The organism is Streptomyces sp. SAS_272, assembly GCF_052543235.1.
Genome location: NZ_JBMNDR010000003.1, coordinates 151,947 through 167,638, shown reverse-complemented (window position 1 = coordinate 167,638; position 15,692 = coordinate 151,947). Strand labels below are relative to the sequence as shown.

16 protein-coding genes and 5 tRNA genes are annotated in these 15,692 nt (G+C 70.4%); 14 read left to right on the top strand and 7 right to left on the bottom strand.

Annotation, left to right across the window (positions count from 1 at the left end):
* Positions 1 to 29: 29 nt before the first annotated feature.
* Positions 30 to 443, bottom strand: a complete 414-nt coding sequence (locus ACN6LD_RS03990) for a roadblock/LC7 domain-containing protein (protein ID WP_003973453.1) — start codon at positions 441 to 443, stop codon at positions 30 to 32.
* Between the two features lie 9 nt (positions 444 to 452).
* Positions 453 to 4,175, bottom strand: coding sequence for a nitrate- and nitrite sensing domain-containing protein (locus ACN6LD_RS03985; protein ID WP_445042526.1), 3,723 nt, complete (start codon positions 4,173 to 4,175; stop codon positions 453 to 455).
* Positions 4,176 to 4,776: 601 nt separating this feature from the next.
* On the opposite strand from ACN6LD_RS03985, the gene ACN6LD_RS03980 reads away from it, so the two are divergent.
* The 3 genes from ACN6LD_RS03980 to gltX all read left to right on the top strand — a co-directional run bounded on the left by ACN6LD_RS03980 (position 4,777) and on the right by gltX (position 7,403).
* A complete protein-coding gene (locus tag ACN6LD_RS03980; protein WP_057580474.1) occupies positions 4,777 to 4,965 on the top strand; it encodes a hypothetical protein in 189 nt (62 codons plus the stop codon).
* A 175-nt stretch (positions 4,966 to 5,140) separates the two neighbouring features.
* Complete coding sequence (locus ACN6LD_RS03975) at positions 5,141 to 5,926, top strand: fumarylacetoacetate hydrolase family protein (protein WP_319187356.1); 786 nt, start codon at positions 5,141 to 5,143, stop codon at positions 5,924 to 5,926.
* Positions 5,919 to 7,403 (top strand): glutamate--tRNA ligase, encoded by a 1,485-nt coding sequence (gltX, locus tag ACN6LD_RS03970; RefSeq protein ID WP_319187358.1) that lies wholly within the window; start codon positions 5,919 to 5,921, stop codon positions 7,401 to 7,403. The genes ACN6LD_RS03975 and gltX overlap by 8 nt, the downstream gene beginning before the upstream one ends.
* Positions 7,404 to 7,467: 64 nt before the next feature.
* On the opposite strand, the gene ACN6LD_RS03965 is transcribed toward gltX, so the two are convergent.
* Positions 7,468 to 7,683 carry a hypothetical protein gene (locus ACN6LD_RS03965; RefSeq protein ID WP_319187359.1) on the bottom strand — a complete coding sequence of 72 codons (216 nt, stop codon included), beginning with the start codon at positions 7,681 to 7,683 and terminating at the stop codon, positions 7,468 to 7,470.
* A gap of 113 nt (positions 7,684 to 7,796) precedes the next feature.
* On the opposite strand from ACN6LD_RS03965, the gene ACN6LD_RS03960 reads away from it, so the two are divergent.
* From ACN6LD_RS03960 to ACN6LD_RS03935, 6 genes are all read left to right on the top strand, one after another.
* Complete coding sequence (locus ACN6LD_RS03960) at positions 7,797 to 8,531, top strand: HAD family hydrolase (RefSeq protein ID WP_319187362.1); 735 nt, start codon at positions 7,797 to 7,799, stop codon at positions 8,529 to 8,531.
* 91 nt (positions 8,532 to 8,622) lie between these two features.
* Positions 8,623 to 8,694, top strand: a tRNA-Gln gene (locus ACN6LD_RS03955).
* A gap of 21 nt (positions 8,695 to 8,715) precedes the next feature.
* Positions 8,716 to 8,788: transfer RNA gene (locus ACN6LD_RS03950), tRNA-Glu, on the top strand.
* 62 nt (positions 8,789 to 8,850) lie between these two features.
* Positions 8,851 to 8,923 (top strand) — tRNA-Glu (locus tag ACN6LD_RS03945).
* Positions 8,924 to 8,943: 20 nt separating this feature from the next.
* Positions 8,944 to 9,015, top strand: a tRNA-Gln gene (locus ACN6LD_RS03940).
* A gap of 28 nt (positions 9,016 to 9,043) precedes the next feature.
* Positions 9,044 to 9,119, top strand: a tRNA-Glu gene (locus ACN6LD_RS03935).
* 60 nt (positions 9,120 to 9,179) lie between these two features.
* On the opposite strand, the gene ACN6LD_RS03930 is transcribed toward ACN6LD_RS03935, so the two are convergent.
* Positions 9,180 to 9,824, bottom strand: a complete 645-nt coding sequence (locus ACN6LD_RS03930; protein WP_319187364.1) for a MerR family transcriptional regulator — start codon at positions 9,822 to 9,824, stop codon at positions 9,180 to 9,182.
* A 38-nt stretch (positions 9,825 to 9,862) separates the two neighbouring features.
* Here ACN6LD_RS03930 and ACN6LD_RS03925 point away from each other — a divergent pair, with 38 nt between their 5' ends.
* The gene (locus ACN6LD_RS03925) at positions 9,863 to 10,354 is read left to right on the top strand and encodes a DUF4188 domain-containing protein (protein WP_319187366.1); all 492 of its coding nucleotides are present in this window, start codon (positions 9,863 to 9,865) and stop codon (positions 10,352 to 10,354) included.
* Positions 10,355 to 10,473: 119 nt separating this feature from the next.
* On the opposite strand, the gene ndgR is transcribed toward ACN6LD_RS03925, so the two are convergent.
* The gene (gene ndgR, locus ACN6LD_RS03920; RefSeq protein WP_007384919.1) at positions 10,474 to 11,190 is read right to left on the bottom strand and encodes an IclR family transcriptional regulator NdgR; all 717 of its coding nucleotides are present in this window, start codon (positions 11,188 to 11,190) and stop codon (positions 10,474 to 10,476) included.
* 193 nt (positions 11,191 to 11,383) lie between these two features.
* Between ndgR and leuC the strand changes: the two genes are divergently transcribed.
* The 4 genes from leuC to ACN6LD_RS03900 all read left to right on the top strand — a co-directional run bounded on the left by leuC (position 11,384) and on the right by ACN6LD_RS03900 (position 14,741).
* Positions 11,384 to 12,814, top strand: coding sequence for a 3-isopropylmalate dehydratase large subunit (gene leuC / locus ACN6LD_RS03915; protein WP_319187368.1), 1,431 nt, complete (start codon positions 11,384 to 11,386; stop codon positions 12,812 to 12,814).
* A 6-nt stretch (positions 12,815 to 12,820) separates the two neighbouring features.
* Positions 12,821 to 13,414 (top strand): 3-isopropylmalate dehydratase small subunit, encoded by a 594-nt coding sequence (gene leuD, locus ACN6LD_RS03910; protein WP_057580481.1) that lies wholly within the window; start codon positions 12,821 to 12,823, stop codon positions 13,412 to 13,414.
* A 286-nt stretch (positions 13,415 to 13,700) separates the two neighbouring features.
* On the top strand, positions 13,701 to 13,931 hold the full coding sequence (locus ACN6LD_RS03905) for an SCO5555 family protein (protein WP_107441749.1): 231 nt from the start codon (positions 13,701 to 13,703) through the stop codon (positions 13,929 to 13,931).
* A 138-nt stretch (positions 13,932 to 14,069) separates the two neighbouring features.
* Positions 14,070 to 14,741, top strand: coding sequence for an HU family DNA-binding protein (locus ACN6LD_RS03900; protein WP_319187370.1), 672 nt, complete (start codon positions 14,070 to 14,072; stop codon positions 14,739 to 14,741).
* Positions 14,742 to 14,832: 91 nt separating this feature from the next.
* On the opposite strand, the gene ACN6LD_RS03895 is transcribed toward ACN6LD_RS03900, so the two are convergent.
* Complete coding sequence (locus ACN6LD_RS03895) at positions 14,833 to 15,036, bottom strand: hypothetical protein (protein WP_057580484.1); 204 nt, start codon at positions 15,034 to 15,036, stop codon at positions 14,833 to 14,835.
* A gap of 9 nt (positions 15,037 to 15,045) precedes the next feature.
* Entirely contained in the window at positions 15,046 to 15,684 is a 639-nt protein-coding gene (gene cofC / locus ACN6LD_RS03890; RefSeq protein ID WP_319187371.1) for a 2-phospho-L-lactate guanylyltransferase, read from the bottom strand.
* Between the last annotated feature and the right edge of the window lie 8 nt (positions 15,685 to 15,692).

Genomic DNA, 15,692 nt, shown 5'->3' with positions numbered 1-15,692 from the left:
TTTCGTGAGGCGGGTGGTACTCGGGCGGGTCAGTGGAGCAGACTGCCCTGGAGCTCGGCGCGAAGGTCGGGCGTGAGGACCGCGCCCGCTCGGTCGACGAGCAGTGCCATCTCGTAGCCGACGAGGCCGATGTCGCACTCGGGGTGCGCGAGCACGGCGAGGGACGAGCCGTCCGAGACGGACATGAGGAAGAGGAAGCCTCGCTCCATCTCGACGACCGTCTGCGCCACGTTGCCGCCCTCGAAGATCCGGGAAGCGCCTGCCGTCAGGGACGTCAGACCTGAGGCGACGGCTGCCAGCTGGTCGGCGCGGTCACGGGGGAAGCCCTCGGACATGGCCAGCAGGAGCCCGTCGGCGGACACCACGACGGTGTGGGACACCCCAGGGGTGTTGTCCACGAAGTTGGTGATCAACCAGTTCAGGTTCTGTGCTGCCTGGCTCATCTGGCTCAACTAACGCTCCTGCTGGTGAGTGGGGCTCGGGAAACTGCCGGTCGAGCCGTTGCCGGCCTGACGACCCTGCGCGATGCCCCGACGGAGATTGGTCAGCCGGCCGCGTACGTCGTCAGGCGAACGCGAGACCTGCGGACCGGTCTGGTGCTGTTGCTGCTGAGCCGTGCCCGGGACGAGGTTCGCCCGGGGCACCCGGCGCGGCAGACCGGAGGTGGTGACGCCGCCCGCGGCAGGCTGCCTGACGCGCTCGGCCTGGCGGACGAGTTCGTCGTTGGGCGAGGTCCGCCAGGAGGCGGGAGCGGTGGCCGCACGCTGCGGAGCGGCCGGGGACTGCGGCTGCTGTTCCGCCTGCGGAGCCGGGGACGGCTCCGCACCCCCCGCCTGCTGACCGTGGAACCAGTTGGTCTCCAGCGTGTCGTACAGCGGGGTGCGGCCGTCGCCGGGACCCGAGGCCGGCGGCAGGGCCTCCGGCTCGGGACGCCCGGCCGGACGCTGCGGTACCGGCTGCTGCGCGGTTCCGTAGCCGTTCGGCTGTGCGACGGGGAACTGGCCGGTGGACGAGGGGTTCTGGCTGCCGGGCAGCGAGTGCTGCCCGGTGGCGGAGCCCTCGTAGCCGGGGGAGGCGAACCGGCCCGTGGAGCCGTTGTCGTAGCCCTGCGGGGCGAAGCGGTCCGGGTTCGCCGGAGCGTTCTGACCGCCGGGGGCGCCGAAGACGTCGGAGCGGGTGTAGCCGTTGTCGCTCGGACGGCCGCTCGTGCCCGGACGCTGGAACTGACCGGTGTCCTGCGGGTTGCTGACGGCCGGGAACTGACCCGTGTTCTGCTGACCGTTGGCCGCGGTGCGGCCGAAGTCGGCGGGTCGGCCGAAGTCGGCAGGACGGCTGAAGTCGGCGGGACCGCCGGCCTGGCCCTGACGCTCGTCGATCCGCGGCACCGCGGGTATCTCGGCGGTGGCGCCGAGACCCTGCCGGTCGTCTGTGCGCGGCATCCGCGAGGTCTGCGCGACGTCCGGCTCCTCGTGGCCGCGCGGGGCGTCCAGCGGGGTGCGCGGCACCGGCGGCTGGGCGTTCTCGTCGCCCCAGCTGGGCATGCGCGGCTGCGGGTTGCCACCCGGCAGCTCGGCGCGCGGACCCCCGCGCGGCGGCAGTTGCGGCTGACGGCCGCGACCGCCCTGCTCGGCGTTGTTGGCGCGCTGCTGCGGCGGGCGTCCGCCGAACATGTCCGGGCCCTGCGTGCTGCCGTTGGCCGCCTGCAGGCCCTGCGGCGCGCCCGGCGCCTGGCCGCCGAAGCCGGCGCCGGCCGGAGCCGGACGGCCCTGCGGCGGTGCGGCCGGCGGCTGCTGGGGACTGCGCGGCGGCTGGCCGCCGGGGCGCCCGCCGCCGTCCCGGCCGGGCAGCGCGGCCCGGGGGCCCTGACCGCCGGCGAGACGGCCGCCCGCGCCGGGACCGGAGCCGAGGGCGCCGCCCTGCGAGCCGTTCTGGCGACGGGCGGCGGCGACGCCGGCCGCGGCCTGCGCGGCGGCGGGACCGCCCGCGACGCTGCCCTGACCGGGCTTGGGCTGGGGCTTCTTGCCGCCCTGGGCGACGTCCACGGGCAGCATGACCAGCGCGGTCGTGCCGCCGGAGTCGGAGGGGCGCAGCTGGATGCGGATGCCGTGCCGCTGCGACAGACGACCGACCACGAACAGACCCATGCGGCGGGAGACCGACACGTCCACGGTGGGCGGCGAGGCGAGCCGCTCGTTGATCGCGGCGAGGTCCTCGGGCGAGAGGCCGATGCCCGTGTCGTGGATCTCGATCAGCACGCGGCCGTCGGGCAGCGCGTGACCGGTGACCTTGACCTTGGTCTGCGGAGACGAGAACGAGGTGGCGTTCTCGAGCAGCTCGGCGAGCAGGTGCACGAGGTCGTTGACGACCCGGCCGGCCACTTCGGTGGTCGGCACCGAGGACAGTTCGATGCGCTCGTACTGCTCCACCTCGGAGGCGGCGGCGCGCAGCACGTCGACCAGCGGGACCGGACGGGTCCAGCGGCGGCCGGGCTCCTCACCCGCGAGGACGAGAAGGTTCTCACCGTTACGGCGCATGCGGGTCGCGAGGTGGTCGAGCTTGAAGAGCGAGGACAGCTGGTCCGGGTCGGCCTCGCGGGACTCCAGTTCGGAGATGAGCGACAGCTGACGCTGGATGAGGCCCTGGGAGCGGCGCGAGAGGTTGGTGAACATCGCGTTGACGTTGCCCCGCAGCAGGGCCTGCTCGGCGGCGAGGCGGACGGCCTCGCGGTGCACGTCGTCGAAGGCCGCGGCCACCTGGCCGATCTCGTCCCGGGAGTGCACACCGACCGACTCCACGGACGTGTCGACGTCCTGCGGGTCGGACTCGGACAGCTGCTTGACCAGTTCGGGCAGCCGGTCCTGGGCGACCTTGGTGGCGGTCTCCTGCAGGCGGCGCAGCGAGCGGATCATGGACCGGGCGACGACGAACGCGCCGACCAGCGAGACGCCGAGCACGAGCAGGATGAGCGCACCGGAGATGATCGCCTCGCGCTCGGACTCGGCGCGCAGCTCACGCGCCTTCTGCTCCATGTCCTCGAGCAGCGTGTGCTCGATGTTGGCCATCTGCGCGATCTTGGTCGAGCTGTCGTCGATCCAGTCCTGGTACGACCGCTTGTCCTGCGACTGCAGACCGGTGGTGGAGCTCAGCGCCCGGGTGGCGTAGGTGTCGGCTTCCTCGATGACCGGGTTGCCCCGCTCGATGGGCTGCAGCAGCTCCTCGGCGCCGTCGTCGCCGTAGATGCTGCGGAAGCTCGCGAGTTCGGAGTCCTGGTTCTCGAGGGCGGCCTCGGCGTACTGCCGGTCGTTCTCGGAGAGGTCGCCGTAGACGGTGTTGCTCACCGGCAGCGCCGACGCGAGCACGGCGCGCTGGACGGAGGCGTACTCCTTGGCGGCGGAGAAGGCGGACAGCGCGCGGGTGCGCTGGATCATCTCCGGGTTGCTGGTGGCCTGCGCCATGTCCTGCGACAGGTCCAGCAGGCTGGTGATCAGGCGGTGGTAGGCCTCGACCGTCTGGGTGGAGTTCTTGGGCTCCGAGTAGGCGGTCGACCTGATCTTGGCCAGGTTGCCGAGGTCGCTGAGGAGACCCACGAGGCTGTCGCGGACACCCTGCAGGTTGCCGTCGGTGCTGGCGGCGTCGATCTCCTCCGAGGCGTCCTGGAAGGCGGTCACCGCCTTGTCGGTCTTGTCCCGGTAGCCCTTGACGCCGAAGTCGCTCGCCTTGCTGCCGTGCGACAGCGGACCGGCGGAGCGGTCGCGCTCGTTCTGCAGCTGGACGGCCAGCTCGGTGGCCTGCTTGGTCATGTCCGTCAGCAGCTTCATGTTGTCGAGCTGCTTGATGTCGTCCATCGACTGGTCGATGCGCAGCGCGCCCAGCGTGGTCGCGGCGACCACCGGCAGGGTCAGCAGCGCCACCAGACGCGTGGAGATGCGCCAGTTGCGCAGCGCCACCCGCGCGCCGGGACCGGGAGAACCGGCCGGCGGCTTGGCCGTCGGAGTCGGGGTGAAGGAACTCGGCGACGCGGACGAGCCGGGGCGCCCGGAGCGCTCACCGCCGTCGCCGGACGGGCCCGGGTTCTGGGCGTGCTGGGGCGAGGAACTGCCGGCATTGGGGCCAGTCCCGCCGTGCGGCTCCGGCTCCGCCGAAGCACTGCCATCCCTCTTGAAACGTCCCTGCACTAGCGTCGCAACCTCTGGACCAGGCGCCTCCCCGCGTGAACGGAGAGACGGTGTCGGCGTGTCGGGGGGCGTCCTGAATTACGCCACCCTGATGGTCGTGAGTACCGGCGCTGGCTCCCCCTGTCTTGCCGCCACCGGGCGCGTTCTGCGCCCCCTGTGCGCCGGCTCGATCCCGCGGCGGTCCGAGGAATTCCAGCACAGTGCAGGATCTCCAACAAGGCCCGTTGGCCAGGCTGTGACATCCGTGACACGACGTGAGGGTGAAGTTACGGGATGTAGAAGGTGTTCATCCCTAAGGCGGACATAAGGGTGCGAACCCCAAGGGTGGCAGGGGTGTCCCAGTCGCCATGATCAGGAGCGGAATGAGTGCTTCAGGTGTCTTATGTCCGTTTCGTAGTAGTCAAGCAAGGGTCCGGAATGACCGAAATACCACTGAACTCGTGAGCAAACTCACACGCTAATCATGCGACCTTCACGCGTTCGGCGGGAAGCGCGTGTTTAGCCTGACGCTTTACAGGGATGGCACTTCCGAAAACCGCGCCCGCGCGGGGGCCTCTGACGGCCTCTCCGGCGCCCTGAGACGACAGGGTCACGTACAACAGTGAAGACGACGACGATGTTCCACAAGATCGCCAATCCGAGGCGCACGACGCTGGCGCACCTCAAGGACGCCGACGAACTGCAGCTCCCGGAGCAGCAGGAGCACTCCGTCGATCTCCCTGCCCAGACCGCCAACCCCAAGCGCACCGTCCTCATGGAGGCGCCGCTCGCCGCCTCCGTCGCGGAGTAGATCCAGGGGATCCAGGAGATCGTCCCCGATCTCCGCGATCACATACGGGCGCCGGCCGCCGAATGCTCAAGCCGGCCGCCCACGGATGCCAAGGGCGTCCCCGGCCGGGGACGCCCTTCCGCGTTAGCCTGGAGCGTCACACTCCAGCCAGCTCAGTCAAGGGGCCAACCAACCCGTGCGCATCGCCAGGTTCTCCATCGACGGCAACGTCGCCTTCGGCGCGGTCGAGGGGGCCGAGCCGGACGAGCTCGTCCTCGACATCATCAAGGGCATCCCGTTCGCGGACTTCGAGCTCTCCGGCACCAAGGTGCCGCTGAGCAAGGTCCGGCTCCTGCCGCCCGTGCTGCCCAACAAGATCGTCGCGTTCGGCCGCAACTACGCCGAGCACGCGCGCGAACTGGGCAACGAGGTCCCCGACGCCCCGTTCGCCTTCTTCAAGCCGTCCACCTCGGTGATCGGCCACGGCGACGACATCCAGTACCCGTCGTTCTCCGAGGAACTGCACCACGAGGCCGAACTGGCCGTCGTCATCGGCCGGATGTGCCGCGAGGTCCCGCGCGAGCGCGTGGCGGACGTGATCTTCGGCTACACCTGCGCCAACGACGTCACCGCACGGGACGTCCAGCGGCGCGAGAAGCAGTGGGCGCGGGCCAAGGGCTTCGACACCTCCTGCCCGCTCGGCCCGTGGGTGGAGACCGGCCTGGACCTGGCGACCGCGTCCGACCTCACCATCCAGCTCACGGTGGACGGCGGGCAGCGCCAGCTCGGCCGCACCAGCGAGATGATCCACTCCATCGCGGATCTGATCGTCAACATCACCGAGGCCATGACGCTGCTCCCCGGCGACGTGATCCTCACGGGCACCCCGGCGGGGGTAGGCCCCCTGACCGTCGGCGACGAGGTCGCCGTCACCATCGAAGGCATCGGCACTCTCACCAACAAGGTTGTCAAGCGTGGCTAGCGCACCCGGCACTCCCGTACGCGTCCGTTTCTGTCCCTCGCCCACCGGTAACCCGCACGTGGGCCTGGTCCGCACCGCCCTGTTCAACTGGGCCTTCGCCAAGCACCACCAGGGCACCCTGGTCTTCCGCATCGAGGACACCGACGCGGCCCGCGACTCCGAGGACTCGTACGACCAGCTCCTGGACTCGATGCGCTGGCTCGGCTTCGAGTGGGACGAGGGCCCCGAGGTCGGCGGCCCGCACGCGCCGTACCGCCAGTCCCAGCGCATGGACCTGTACAAGGACGTCGCGCAGAAGCTCCTGGACGCCGGTCACGCGTACCACTGCTACTGCTCCCAGGAGGAGCTGGACACCCGCCGCGACGCCGCCCGCGCCGCCGGCCGTCCGTCCGGCTACGACGGCCACTGCCGCGACCTCACCGAGACGCAGGTCGAGGAGTACCGCGCCCAGGGCCGTGCGCCGATCGTCCGCTTCCGCATGCCCGACGAGACGATCACCTTCACGGACCTGGTCCGCGGCGAGCTGACGTTCACCCCGGAGAACGTGCCCGACTACGGCATCGTCCGCGCCAACGGCGCCCCGCTGTACACGCTGGTCAACCCGGTCGACGACGCCCTGATGGAGATCACCCACGTCCTGCGCGGCGAGGACCTGCTCTCCTCCACGCCCCGCCAGGTCGCCCTCTACAAGGCGCTGACCGGGCTGGGCATCGCGAAGTCGGTGCCCGCCTTCGGTCACCTGCCGTACGTGATGGGCGAGGGCAACAAGAAGCTCTCCAAGCGCGACCCCGAGTCGTCCCTCAACCTCTACCGCGAGCGGGGCTTCCTTCCCGAGGGTCTGCTCAACTACCTCTCGCTGCTGGGCTGGTCGCTCTCGGCCGACCAGGACATCTTCACGATGGACGAGATGGTCGCCGCCTTCGACGTCACGGACGTCAACCCCAACCCGGCGCGCTTCGACCTCAAGAAGTGCGAGGCGATCAACGCCGACCACATCCGTCTGCTCGACGTGAAGGACTTCACCGAGCGCTGCGCCCCCTGGCTGAAGGCCCCGGTCGCCCCCTGGGCGCCGGAGGACTTCGACGAGGCGAAGTGGCAGGCGATCGCCCCGCACGCGCAGACCCGGCTCAAGGTCCTCTCGGAGATCACCGAGAACGTCGACTTCCTCTTCCTGCCCGAGCCGGTCTCCGACGAGGCGTCCTGGGCGAAGGCGATGAAGGAGGGCAGCGACGCGCTGCTCACGACGGCCCGCGAGAAGCTGGAGTCGGCCGACTGGACCTCCGCCGAGTCCCTGAAGGAGGCCGTCCTGGCCGCCGGTGAGGCCCACGGCCTCAAGCTCGGCAAGGCCCAGGCGCCCGTCCGCGTCGCCGTCACCGGCCGCACCGTCGGCCTGCCCCTCTTCGAGTCGCTGGAAGTCCTCGGCAAGGAGAAGGCACTGGCCCGCATCGACGCGGCCCTGGCGAAGCTCGCGGGGTGACCCCCGGGCGCGCGTGAGGGGCGGCACCCGGCGATCCGGGTGCCGCCCCTCGGGCGTTCACTCCTCAGACGGCGTCGCTCTCGTCGCTCTCGTCGACGAGGTAGGCGAACTCGTCGAAGATCTCCAGCACGACGACGACCATGACGGCCCCCGCGACCACGTACTCCAGCATCACACCCGGGGCCACATAGGCCTTGCGCAGGTGCTCGTCGGGGCCGAGCTGCGCGGTCGCGGTCTTCCGGCAGGGGTCTCGGGCCAGTATCCGCACGGCCTTGTCCAACTGGTCGCGACGCTCGCCGGTCAGGCCGTCGTAGGCCGCCTGGGCCTCGAGGTGAACTGGACCCGGTACTCGCTCATGTCCTCAGTGTGCCAGCCCGCGATACCGTCGGGGCCATGAGTATTCGCGCCGTGGTCTGGGACGTTGACGACACTCTCTTCGACTACACGACCGCCGACCGCGAGGGGATGCGGGCGTATCTCACCACCGAGCGGCTGCTCGACCGGTTCGGCACGGCGGAGGTGGCCCTCGCGCGCTGGCGGGAGGTGACCGACCAGCAGTGGGCGCGGTTCTCCGCGGGCGGCATCACCTTCGAGGACCAGCGCCGGGACCGGGTACGGGCGTTCCTGGAGCGGCCCGAGCTGACCGACGCGGAGACGGACGCCTGGTTCCGCCGGTACATCACGCACTACGAGGCCGCCTGGTCCCTCTTCCCGGACGTCCTGCCCGTGCTCGACGCGCTCGCCGCCAGCCACCGTCACGCGGTGCTGTCCAACTCGAGCATCCACGTCCAGGACCACAAGCTGCGCGCCCTCGGCGTGCACGACCGCTTCGAGGTCGTCCTGTGCGCCGCGGAGCTGGGCGTCTCCAAGCCCGAGGCCGGAGCCTTCCTCGCGGCCTGCGAGGCCCTGTCGCTGCCCCCGCACCAGGTGGCCTACGTCGGGGACCACCCCGAGATCGACGGACGGGGCGCCGCCGACGCCGGACTGCTCTCGGTGTGGATCGACCGTCACGGCGGCACGGCGACCCTCGAGCTCCCCGCCGGCCGGCACCGGATCGCCTCCCTCGCCGAACTCCCCGCGATCCTCGGCGCGGATACCCGTTTTGGAGCGCAGTCCACCTTCGGGTAATGTTCTTCCTGCGCCGCCGGTGAGCGGGCTGAAAGGCCGGGCACCGAAGGCGCAAGCTAGAACAAGATCCCCACAGGGGCTTGCGTTCCAGTGGCCTATGGTGTAATTGGCAGCACGACTGATTCTGGTTCAGTTAGTCTAGGTTCGAGTCCTGGTAGGCCAGCTCGCAGAGCTCATCTGCAAAGCCCCCGTTGTGTAGCGGCCTAGCACGCTGCCCTCTCAAGGCAGTAGCGCCGGTTCGAATCCGGTCGGGGGTACAGATCCTTCCCAGGAAGGCAGTCCGGGTCGCACCCGCTGTCTCTCATGCAGGATCGCTAGGGCCCCCGTTGTGTAGCGGCCTAGCACGCCGCCCTCTCAAGGCGGTAGCGCCGGTTCGAATCCGGTCGGGGGTACGATTCACATCGAATCACCTTGGTCTATGGTGTAATTGGCAACACTACGGTTTCTGGTACCGTCATTCTAGGTTCGAGTCCTGGTAGACCAGCTCTGATCTGCGGAAACGCAAGATCTAGGCCCCCGTTGTGTAGCGGCCTAGCACGCCGCCCTCTCAAGGCGGTAGCGCCGGTTCGAATCCGGTCGGGGGTACCACACAAAGGCCCTTCGCTTCGGCGGGGGGCCTTGTGCGTATGTCCGCCGCGAGAGCGTCGTTCACTCGAAGCCGTACCGCCGCGCCGACTCCTCCTCCTGCGCCAGCCGGTGCAGCGCCTGCAGCATCGGCTCGACGAGGATCGCCCCCAGCACCGCCGTCTCGATCCGCTCCGCCTCCGACTCCCGTGTCTCCACGAAGTCCAGGTCCAGGACCGCGGCCTCATGCATCAACCCGGCGTAGGAGACGAGCAGTTCGGGGTCCCAGTCGTAACCGAGGCGACGCAGCGCGGCCACCGAGACCACCAGTGACCGGTACGCGGGGGAGATCGTCGTCAACAGGCGGGCGTTGGCCCAGCCCAGCGTGCGCAGAAGGTCGTCCGCCTCCTGGTGGGCGGCGCGGACGTAATCGTCCTCGGTGTCCGGCTCGGGGACCTGGGGCAGTGCCCACAGGGCGGCGCCGAGGCGGATCGTGCGACCCAGGGAGTCGTCGTCCACATGCCCGAGCACCTCGCGGACCGTGGCCACCGGCAGTCGGCCCACCTGGATCATGGCGCGCACCAGCCGCAGACGGCGCAGGTGCTCCTCGTCGTACTCCGCGGTCGTCGCGTTGCGCCGGCGGCCGGGCGGCAACAGGCCCTCGCGCAGGTAGTACTTGATCGTCGCCGTCGCGACTCCGCTGCGCTCGCTCAACTCGGCCAGTCGCATCCCTTGCGCACCTCCTTGGACAGCGTCACTATCCAAGCATGTCCGAAGCCACCCGTACCACCGCCGACGCCCGAGGCGACGTCGTCGTTCTGCTCATCGGGATGCGTGTCAACCGGTTCTGGGCCGTGCACCAGTGGGTGCCGGTGATGCTGGCGATGTTCAGGATGCTCGCCGAGCTGAAGAAGGACCCGGGCCGGGGGCTCCTCTCCCGGGTCCTGCTGACGGCCTCGCCGCGGACGTACTACGTCGTCCAGTACTGGGAGTCCAAGGAGAAGCTCTACGCCTACGCGAGCGCGCCCGACGCGTTCCACCACCGGGTGTGGGCCAGGCTCAACCGCATGGAACGGGAGGGGAAGGCGCGCGGGCACGTGGGGATCTGGCACGAGGCGTACGTCGTGCCGGAGGGGTCGTACGAGGCGGTCTACGGCGACATGCCGGCTTTCGGCCTGGCGGCCGCGCACGGGCAGATTCCGCTCGAGCGGCGGGGACGGTATGCGAAGGACCGTTTCTCGTACCGGTCCGCGTCATAGGGGAGCGGCCGTGCGGTGGAGCCGCAGGCGTCCACACGGTTGTCGCGCCCGCGCGGTGACGGCCTTGCCGTACGGGAAAGGGCTGCCGCGGCGTTGAGGCCGCCCTTTTCCGCACGGTGTCAGCCGGTGCGGCGCAGGGCCTCCGACAGGCGGGCCGCCGCGTCGATGACCGCCTGGGCGTGCATACGGCCCGGGTGGCGCGTCAGGCGCTCGATGGGGCCCGAGACGGACACGGCGGCCACCACGCGGTTGGAGGGGCCGCGGACCGGCGCGGAGACGGACGCGACGCCCGGCTCGCGCTCGCCGATGGACTGGGCCCAGCCGCGGCGCCGCACGCCCGACAGGGCCGTCGCCGTGAAACGGGCGCCCTGGAGACCGCGGTGCAGGCGCTCCGGCTCCTCCCAGGCCATCAGGATCTGGGCCGAGGAGCCCGCCTTCATCGTGAGCGTGGAACCGACCGGCACCGTGTCCCGAAGGCCGGACAGGCGTTCCGCCGCGGCCACGCAGATGCGCATGTCGCCCTGGCGGCGGTAGAGCTGCGCGCTCTCGCCCGTGATGTCCCGCAGGTGCGTGAGCACGGGGCCGGCGGTGGCCAGCAGGCGGTCCTCGCCGGCGGCCGCGGCCAGCTCGGCGAGTCGGGGGCCGAGAATGAAACGGCCCTGCATGTCGCGCGCGACCATACGGTGGTGTTCCAAAGCCACGGCCAGCCGGTGGGCCGTGGGTCGTGCGAGTCCGGTGGCAGCGACCAAGCCTGCGAGGGTGGCCGGACCGGACTCCAGGGCGCTCAGGACAAGGGCTGCCTTGTCCAGGACGCCGACGCCGCTACTGTTGTCCATGAAACGATACTCCCGTCTCACTCTGTGAAACGCAAGTTCATTTTTCCGTGAGACGCGCAACCCTTGGACGCATGGCGGCCCGCGGACCAACGGGCCAGGCGGCGGGTGCCCGGGGAAAACAGGGGCCGGTGGGCGTCGCCTCCACAAGATCTCTAGTTGGGCCGGTGCGTCATTGCCGGCCGGAGGGAAAGCGATGGGTAGGACACTCGCGGAGAAGGTCTGGGACGACCACGTCGTCCGGCGCGCCGAGGGCGAGCCCGACCTCCTCTTCATCGATCTGCACCTCCTGCACGAGGTGACCAGCCCGCAGGCCTTCGACGGACTGCGGCAGAACGGCCGCCCGGTGCGCCGCCTCGACCTCACCATCGCGACCGAGGACCACAACACCCCGACCCTCGACATCGACAAGCCGATCGCGGACCCGGTCTCCCGGGCCCAGCTGGAGACGCTGCGCAAGAACTGCGCCGACTTCGGCGTCCGGCTGCACCCGCTGGGCGACGTCGAGCAGGGCGTCGTGCACGTCGTCGGCCCGCAGCTGGGTCTGACCCAGCCCGGCATGACGGTCGTCTGCGGCGACTCCCACACCTCCACGCACGGCGCCTTCGGCGGCCTGGCGTTCGGCATCGGCACCTCGCAGGTGGAGCACGTGCTGGCCACCCAGACACTGCCGATGGCCCGCCCGAAGACCATGGCGATCACCGTCGACGGCGAGCTGCCCGACGGCGTCACCGCCAAGGACCTGATCCTGGCGATCATCGCCCGCATCGGCACCGGCGGCGGTCAGGGCTATGTCCTGGAGTACCGCGGCTCCGCCATCGAGAAGCTCTCGATGGAAGCCCGCATGACCATCTGCAACATGTCGATCGAGGCCGGCGCCCGCGCGGGCATGATCGCGCCCGACCGGACCACCTTCGACTACCTCGAGGGCCGCCCGCACGCCCCCAAGGGCGAGGACTGGGACGCGGCGGTCGCGTACTGGAAGACGCTGAGGACGGACGACGACGCCGAGTTCGACGCCGAGGTGGTCATCGACGCCACCGCGCTGTCGCCGTTCGTCACCTGGGGCACCAACCCCGGCCAGGGCGCGCCGCTTTCGGCCGACGTCCCCGACCCTGCTTCGTACGAAGACGCTTCGGAGCGGCACGCCGCCGAAAAGGCCCTGGAATACATGGGGTTGGAGGCAGGACAGCCGCTGCGCTCCATCAAGGTGGACACCGTCTTCGTAGGTTCCTGCACCAACGGCCGCATCGAGGACCTGCGCGCGGCCGCGTCGATCGTCGAGGGCCGCAAAGTCGCCGACGGCGTACGCATGCTGGTCGTCCCCGGCTCCGCGCGCGTCGGTCTGCAGGCCGTCTCCGAGGGCCTGGACCTGGTCTTCAAGGAGGCCGGCGCCGAATGGCGGCACGCGGGCTGCTCGATGTGCCTCGGCATGAACCCCGACCAGCTGGCCCCGGGGGAGCGCTCGGCGTCCACCTCCAACCGCAACTTCGAGGGCCGGCAGGGCAAGGGGGGCCGGACGCACCTGGTGTCGCCGCAGGTCGCGGCCGCCACGGCCGTCCTGGGCCACCTGGCCTCCCCGGCCGATCTGTCCGACGCCGAGACCCGTACGCCCGCTGGAGTCTGATCAGTCATGGAAGCATTCGTCTCGCACACCGGCCGGGCCGTCCCGCTGCGCCGCTCCAACGTCGACACCGACCAGATCATCCCTGCTCACTGGCTCAAGAAGGTCACCAGGGACGGGTTCGAGGACGGGCTGTTCGAGGCCTGGCGCAAGGACCCGGAGTTCATCCTCAACCGGCCCGAGCGGCAGGGCGCCAGCGTGCTGGTCGCCGGCCCCGACTTCGGCACCGGCTCCTCCCGTGAGCACGCCGTCTGGGCACTGCAGAACTACGGCTTCAAGACCGTGATCTCGTCCCGCTTCGCCGACATCTTCCGTGGCAACTCGCTGAAGAACGGCCTGCTCACGGTGGTGATCGAGCAGAAGATCGTCGACGCGCTGTGGGAGCTCACGGAGAAGGACCCGCAGGCCGAGATCACCGTCGACCTCGAGGCCCGCGAGGTGCGCGCCGAGGGCATCACCGCGGCCTTCGAGCTCGACGAGAACGCCCGTTGGCGCCTGCTGAACGGGCTGGACGACATCTCCATCACCCTCCAGAACGAGGGTGACATCGCCGCCTACGAGGCCAAGCGCCCCTCGTACAAGCCGAGGACGCTCGAGGTCTGACCCCGAGGCCTCCGGGCCCCCCGAGGGGACCCAGGCCGGGTCGAGTTTCGGCCACCGCGACACCCTCTCCGTACCCCCGATCGGTCCGATCGGGGGTACGGCTGTGTCCGGACCCGTTCGGCCCCGGACGCCTTCGCCGTTCCTGCCAACTTCCCACGTTAGAGCGGTTGTTGCCGGGGTACGCGTGCTGTGTGGACGCGACCGCCGGAAGGGCGCGGACGGCCGTTCGGGGCGGCAGTTACCCCCTGAGCGGGCGACAACTCGCCCCAGATGGCACAATCTGTGCATGGAACACGACGGCCAACTCGAGCTCTATACGGCGGTCGCGAACCAGCTCAAGGAAGCGCACACAAGAGTGCGCGCACTGCAAGTCCCGGAGGGCGTACGGATGGCGCTGACCCGGAAGCTGCTGGTCATCACGGCCGCGGCCAAGCACGATCTCGCCGATGCGACAAGGCGACTGGAGCGGTTCATGGCGGACCTCGACGAGGGGCGAACGCCCGAAGAGGGGCGCTGATCGCTTCCGGAGCAGCCGATTTCGTTGCGGCACAAGGGTGATTAGCCCGTTTCGTGTTTGATTTGCGGTATATATCTGCCTAACGTGCGAAAAAGCTTGAACACTTTCGTTCTGGCGAATGTCTCCGAAGGGGAAGACGTGAACAAGGCGCAGCTCGTAGAAGCGATTGCCGACAAGCTGGGCGGTCGCCAGCAGGCCGCCGAGGCGGTCGACGCGGTCCTGGACGCCATCGTCCGCGCGACGGTCGCCGGCGACCGGGTCTCGGTCACCGGCTTCGGTTCGTTCGAGAAGGTCGACCGGCCGGCCCGCTACGCCCGCAACCCTCAGACGGGCGAGCGGGTTCGGGTCAAGAAGACGTCTGTCCCGCGCTTCCGTGCAGGCCAGGGCTTCAAGGACCTGGTCAGCGGCTCGAAGAAGCTCCCGCGCGGCGGCGAGGTCGCCGTCAAGAAGGCCCCCAAGGGAAGCCTGACCGGCGGCGCGTCCGCGACGGTCAAGAAGGCCGCCGCGAAGAAGGCCGCCCCCGCGAAGAGGGCGTCGGCCGCCGCGAAGAAGACCACGGCCGCCGCCAAGAAGACGACGGCCGCCGCGAAGAAGACCACGGCCACCGCCAAGAAGACCACCGCGAAGAAGACCGCCGCCAAGAGCACGACGGCGGCCGCCAAGAAGACCACCACCGCGAAGTCGGCCGCCGCGAAGAAGACGACGGCCCAGAAGGCCCCGGCGAAGAAGGCGACGGCCAAGAAGGCCCCGGCCAGGAAGTCCACCGCCCGCAAGACCACCGCGAAGAAGGCCACCGCCCGCAAGGCATAGGGCACCTTGGGCACTCACGCGCCGGGCCGGACTCCCTCTCGGAGCCCGGCCCGCGGCGTGTCCGGCGGCCGCTCCCGCGGCGACGACTCCCTCAGAACGTCTGAAGCGTCACCAGGGTGATCCTGGGGCGCTCCTTCGGCCCGTCCGTCTCGATCCGCACCCGTTGCCCGGGTCGCAGCAGCCGCAGCCCGCCCGCGTCGAAGGCCGGCGCGTCGAAGGGCACCGGCGTGCCGTCGTCGAGCAGCACCTGTCCGCTGCGGGTGTCGGGGTCGTACGTGTATGCGGTCGCATGCATGGCGGCAGCCTACTGCCCGGGGATCAGCAGGCGCGCGGTCGCCGCGGCCGTCCGGGGCCCCACGCCCAGCGCCAGCGCGGCGCGCAGGTCCTCGCCGGTGTCCACGTCCTGGCGTACCGAATCGACCGCGTCGAGACGGAGTTCCACGGCTCCGGAGGCGCGATGGCGGGCCCGGGAATCCGGGCCGAATGCGGGCCGCAACGCACGGCCCGGGGCGACGGCGAGAAGTGTGGTGCCGATTGCGGCGGCGTCGGCAAGGAATGCGCGGGGGAATTCCGCGGCCGCGTCCAGCACCCGGGCCAATTCCGGCGCACGCAGCGACGGCAGGTCGGCGTTGAGGGCCGCGAGGGGCGCGTCGGGACGAGAGGCGCGTACGGCGGCCGCTCCGTGGGCCAGCGCGGCGTTCAGGCCGGCCCGCGGCTCGTCCGGGACGATCCGGGCGCCCAGGGCCCCCAGCGTGCGCCCGGCCACGGCGTCGTCCGTGACCACGGCCACATCCCGCACCGCGGACGAGGCCAGCGCGGCCGCCACGGTGTCCTCTGCGAAGGCCAGGGCGACGCCCGGGCGCAGGCTGTCGGCGGCCGTGTCCGCGAGCCTGCTCTTGGCCAGGGCCAAGGGCTTCAGGGGTATGACCAAGGTCCACCGCACCGGCGTGA

Excerpts from the sequence above, each read along its gene's own strand:
- ACN6LD_RS03990 (WP_003973453.1), bottom strand. The coding sequence starts at position 443 with ATGAGCCAGGCAGCACAGAACCTGAACTGGTTGATCACCAACTTCGTG.
- ACN6LD_RS03960 (WP_319187362.1), top strand. The coding sequence starts at position 7,797 with ATGAGTATTCGCGCCGTGGTCTGGGACGTTGACGACACTCTCTTCGAC.
- ACN6LD_RS03930 (WP_319187364.1), bottom strand. The coding sequence starts at position 9,824 with ATGCGACTGGCCGAGTTGAGCGAGCGCAGCGGAGTCGCGACGGCGACG.
- ACN6LD_RS03925 (WP_319187366.1), top strand. The coding sequence starts at position 9,863 with ATGTCCGAAGCCACCCGTACCACCGCCGACGCCCGAGGCGACGTCGTC.
- ndgR (WP_007384919.1), bottom strand. The coding sequence starts at position 11,190 with ATGGACAACAGTAGCGGCGTCGGCGTCCTGGACAAGGCAGCCCTTGTC.
- leuC (WP_319187368.1), top strand. The coding sequence starts at position 11,384 with ATGGGTAGGACACTCGCGGAGAAGGTCTGGGACGACCACGTCGTCCGG.
- leuD (WP_057580481.1), top strand. The coding sequence starts at position 12,821 with ATGGAAGCATTCGTCTCGCACACCGGCCGGGCCGTCCCGCTGCGCCGC.
- ACN6LD_RS03905 (WP_107441749.1), top strand. The coding sequence starts at position 13,701 with ATGGAACACGACGGCCAACTCGAGCTCTATACGGCGGTCGCGAACCAG.
- ACN6LD_RS03895 (WP_057580484.1), bottom strand. The coding sequence starts at position 15,036 with ATGCATGCGACCGCATACACGTACGACCCCGACACCCGCAGCGGACAG.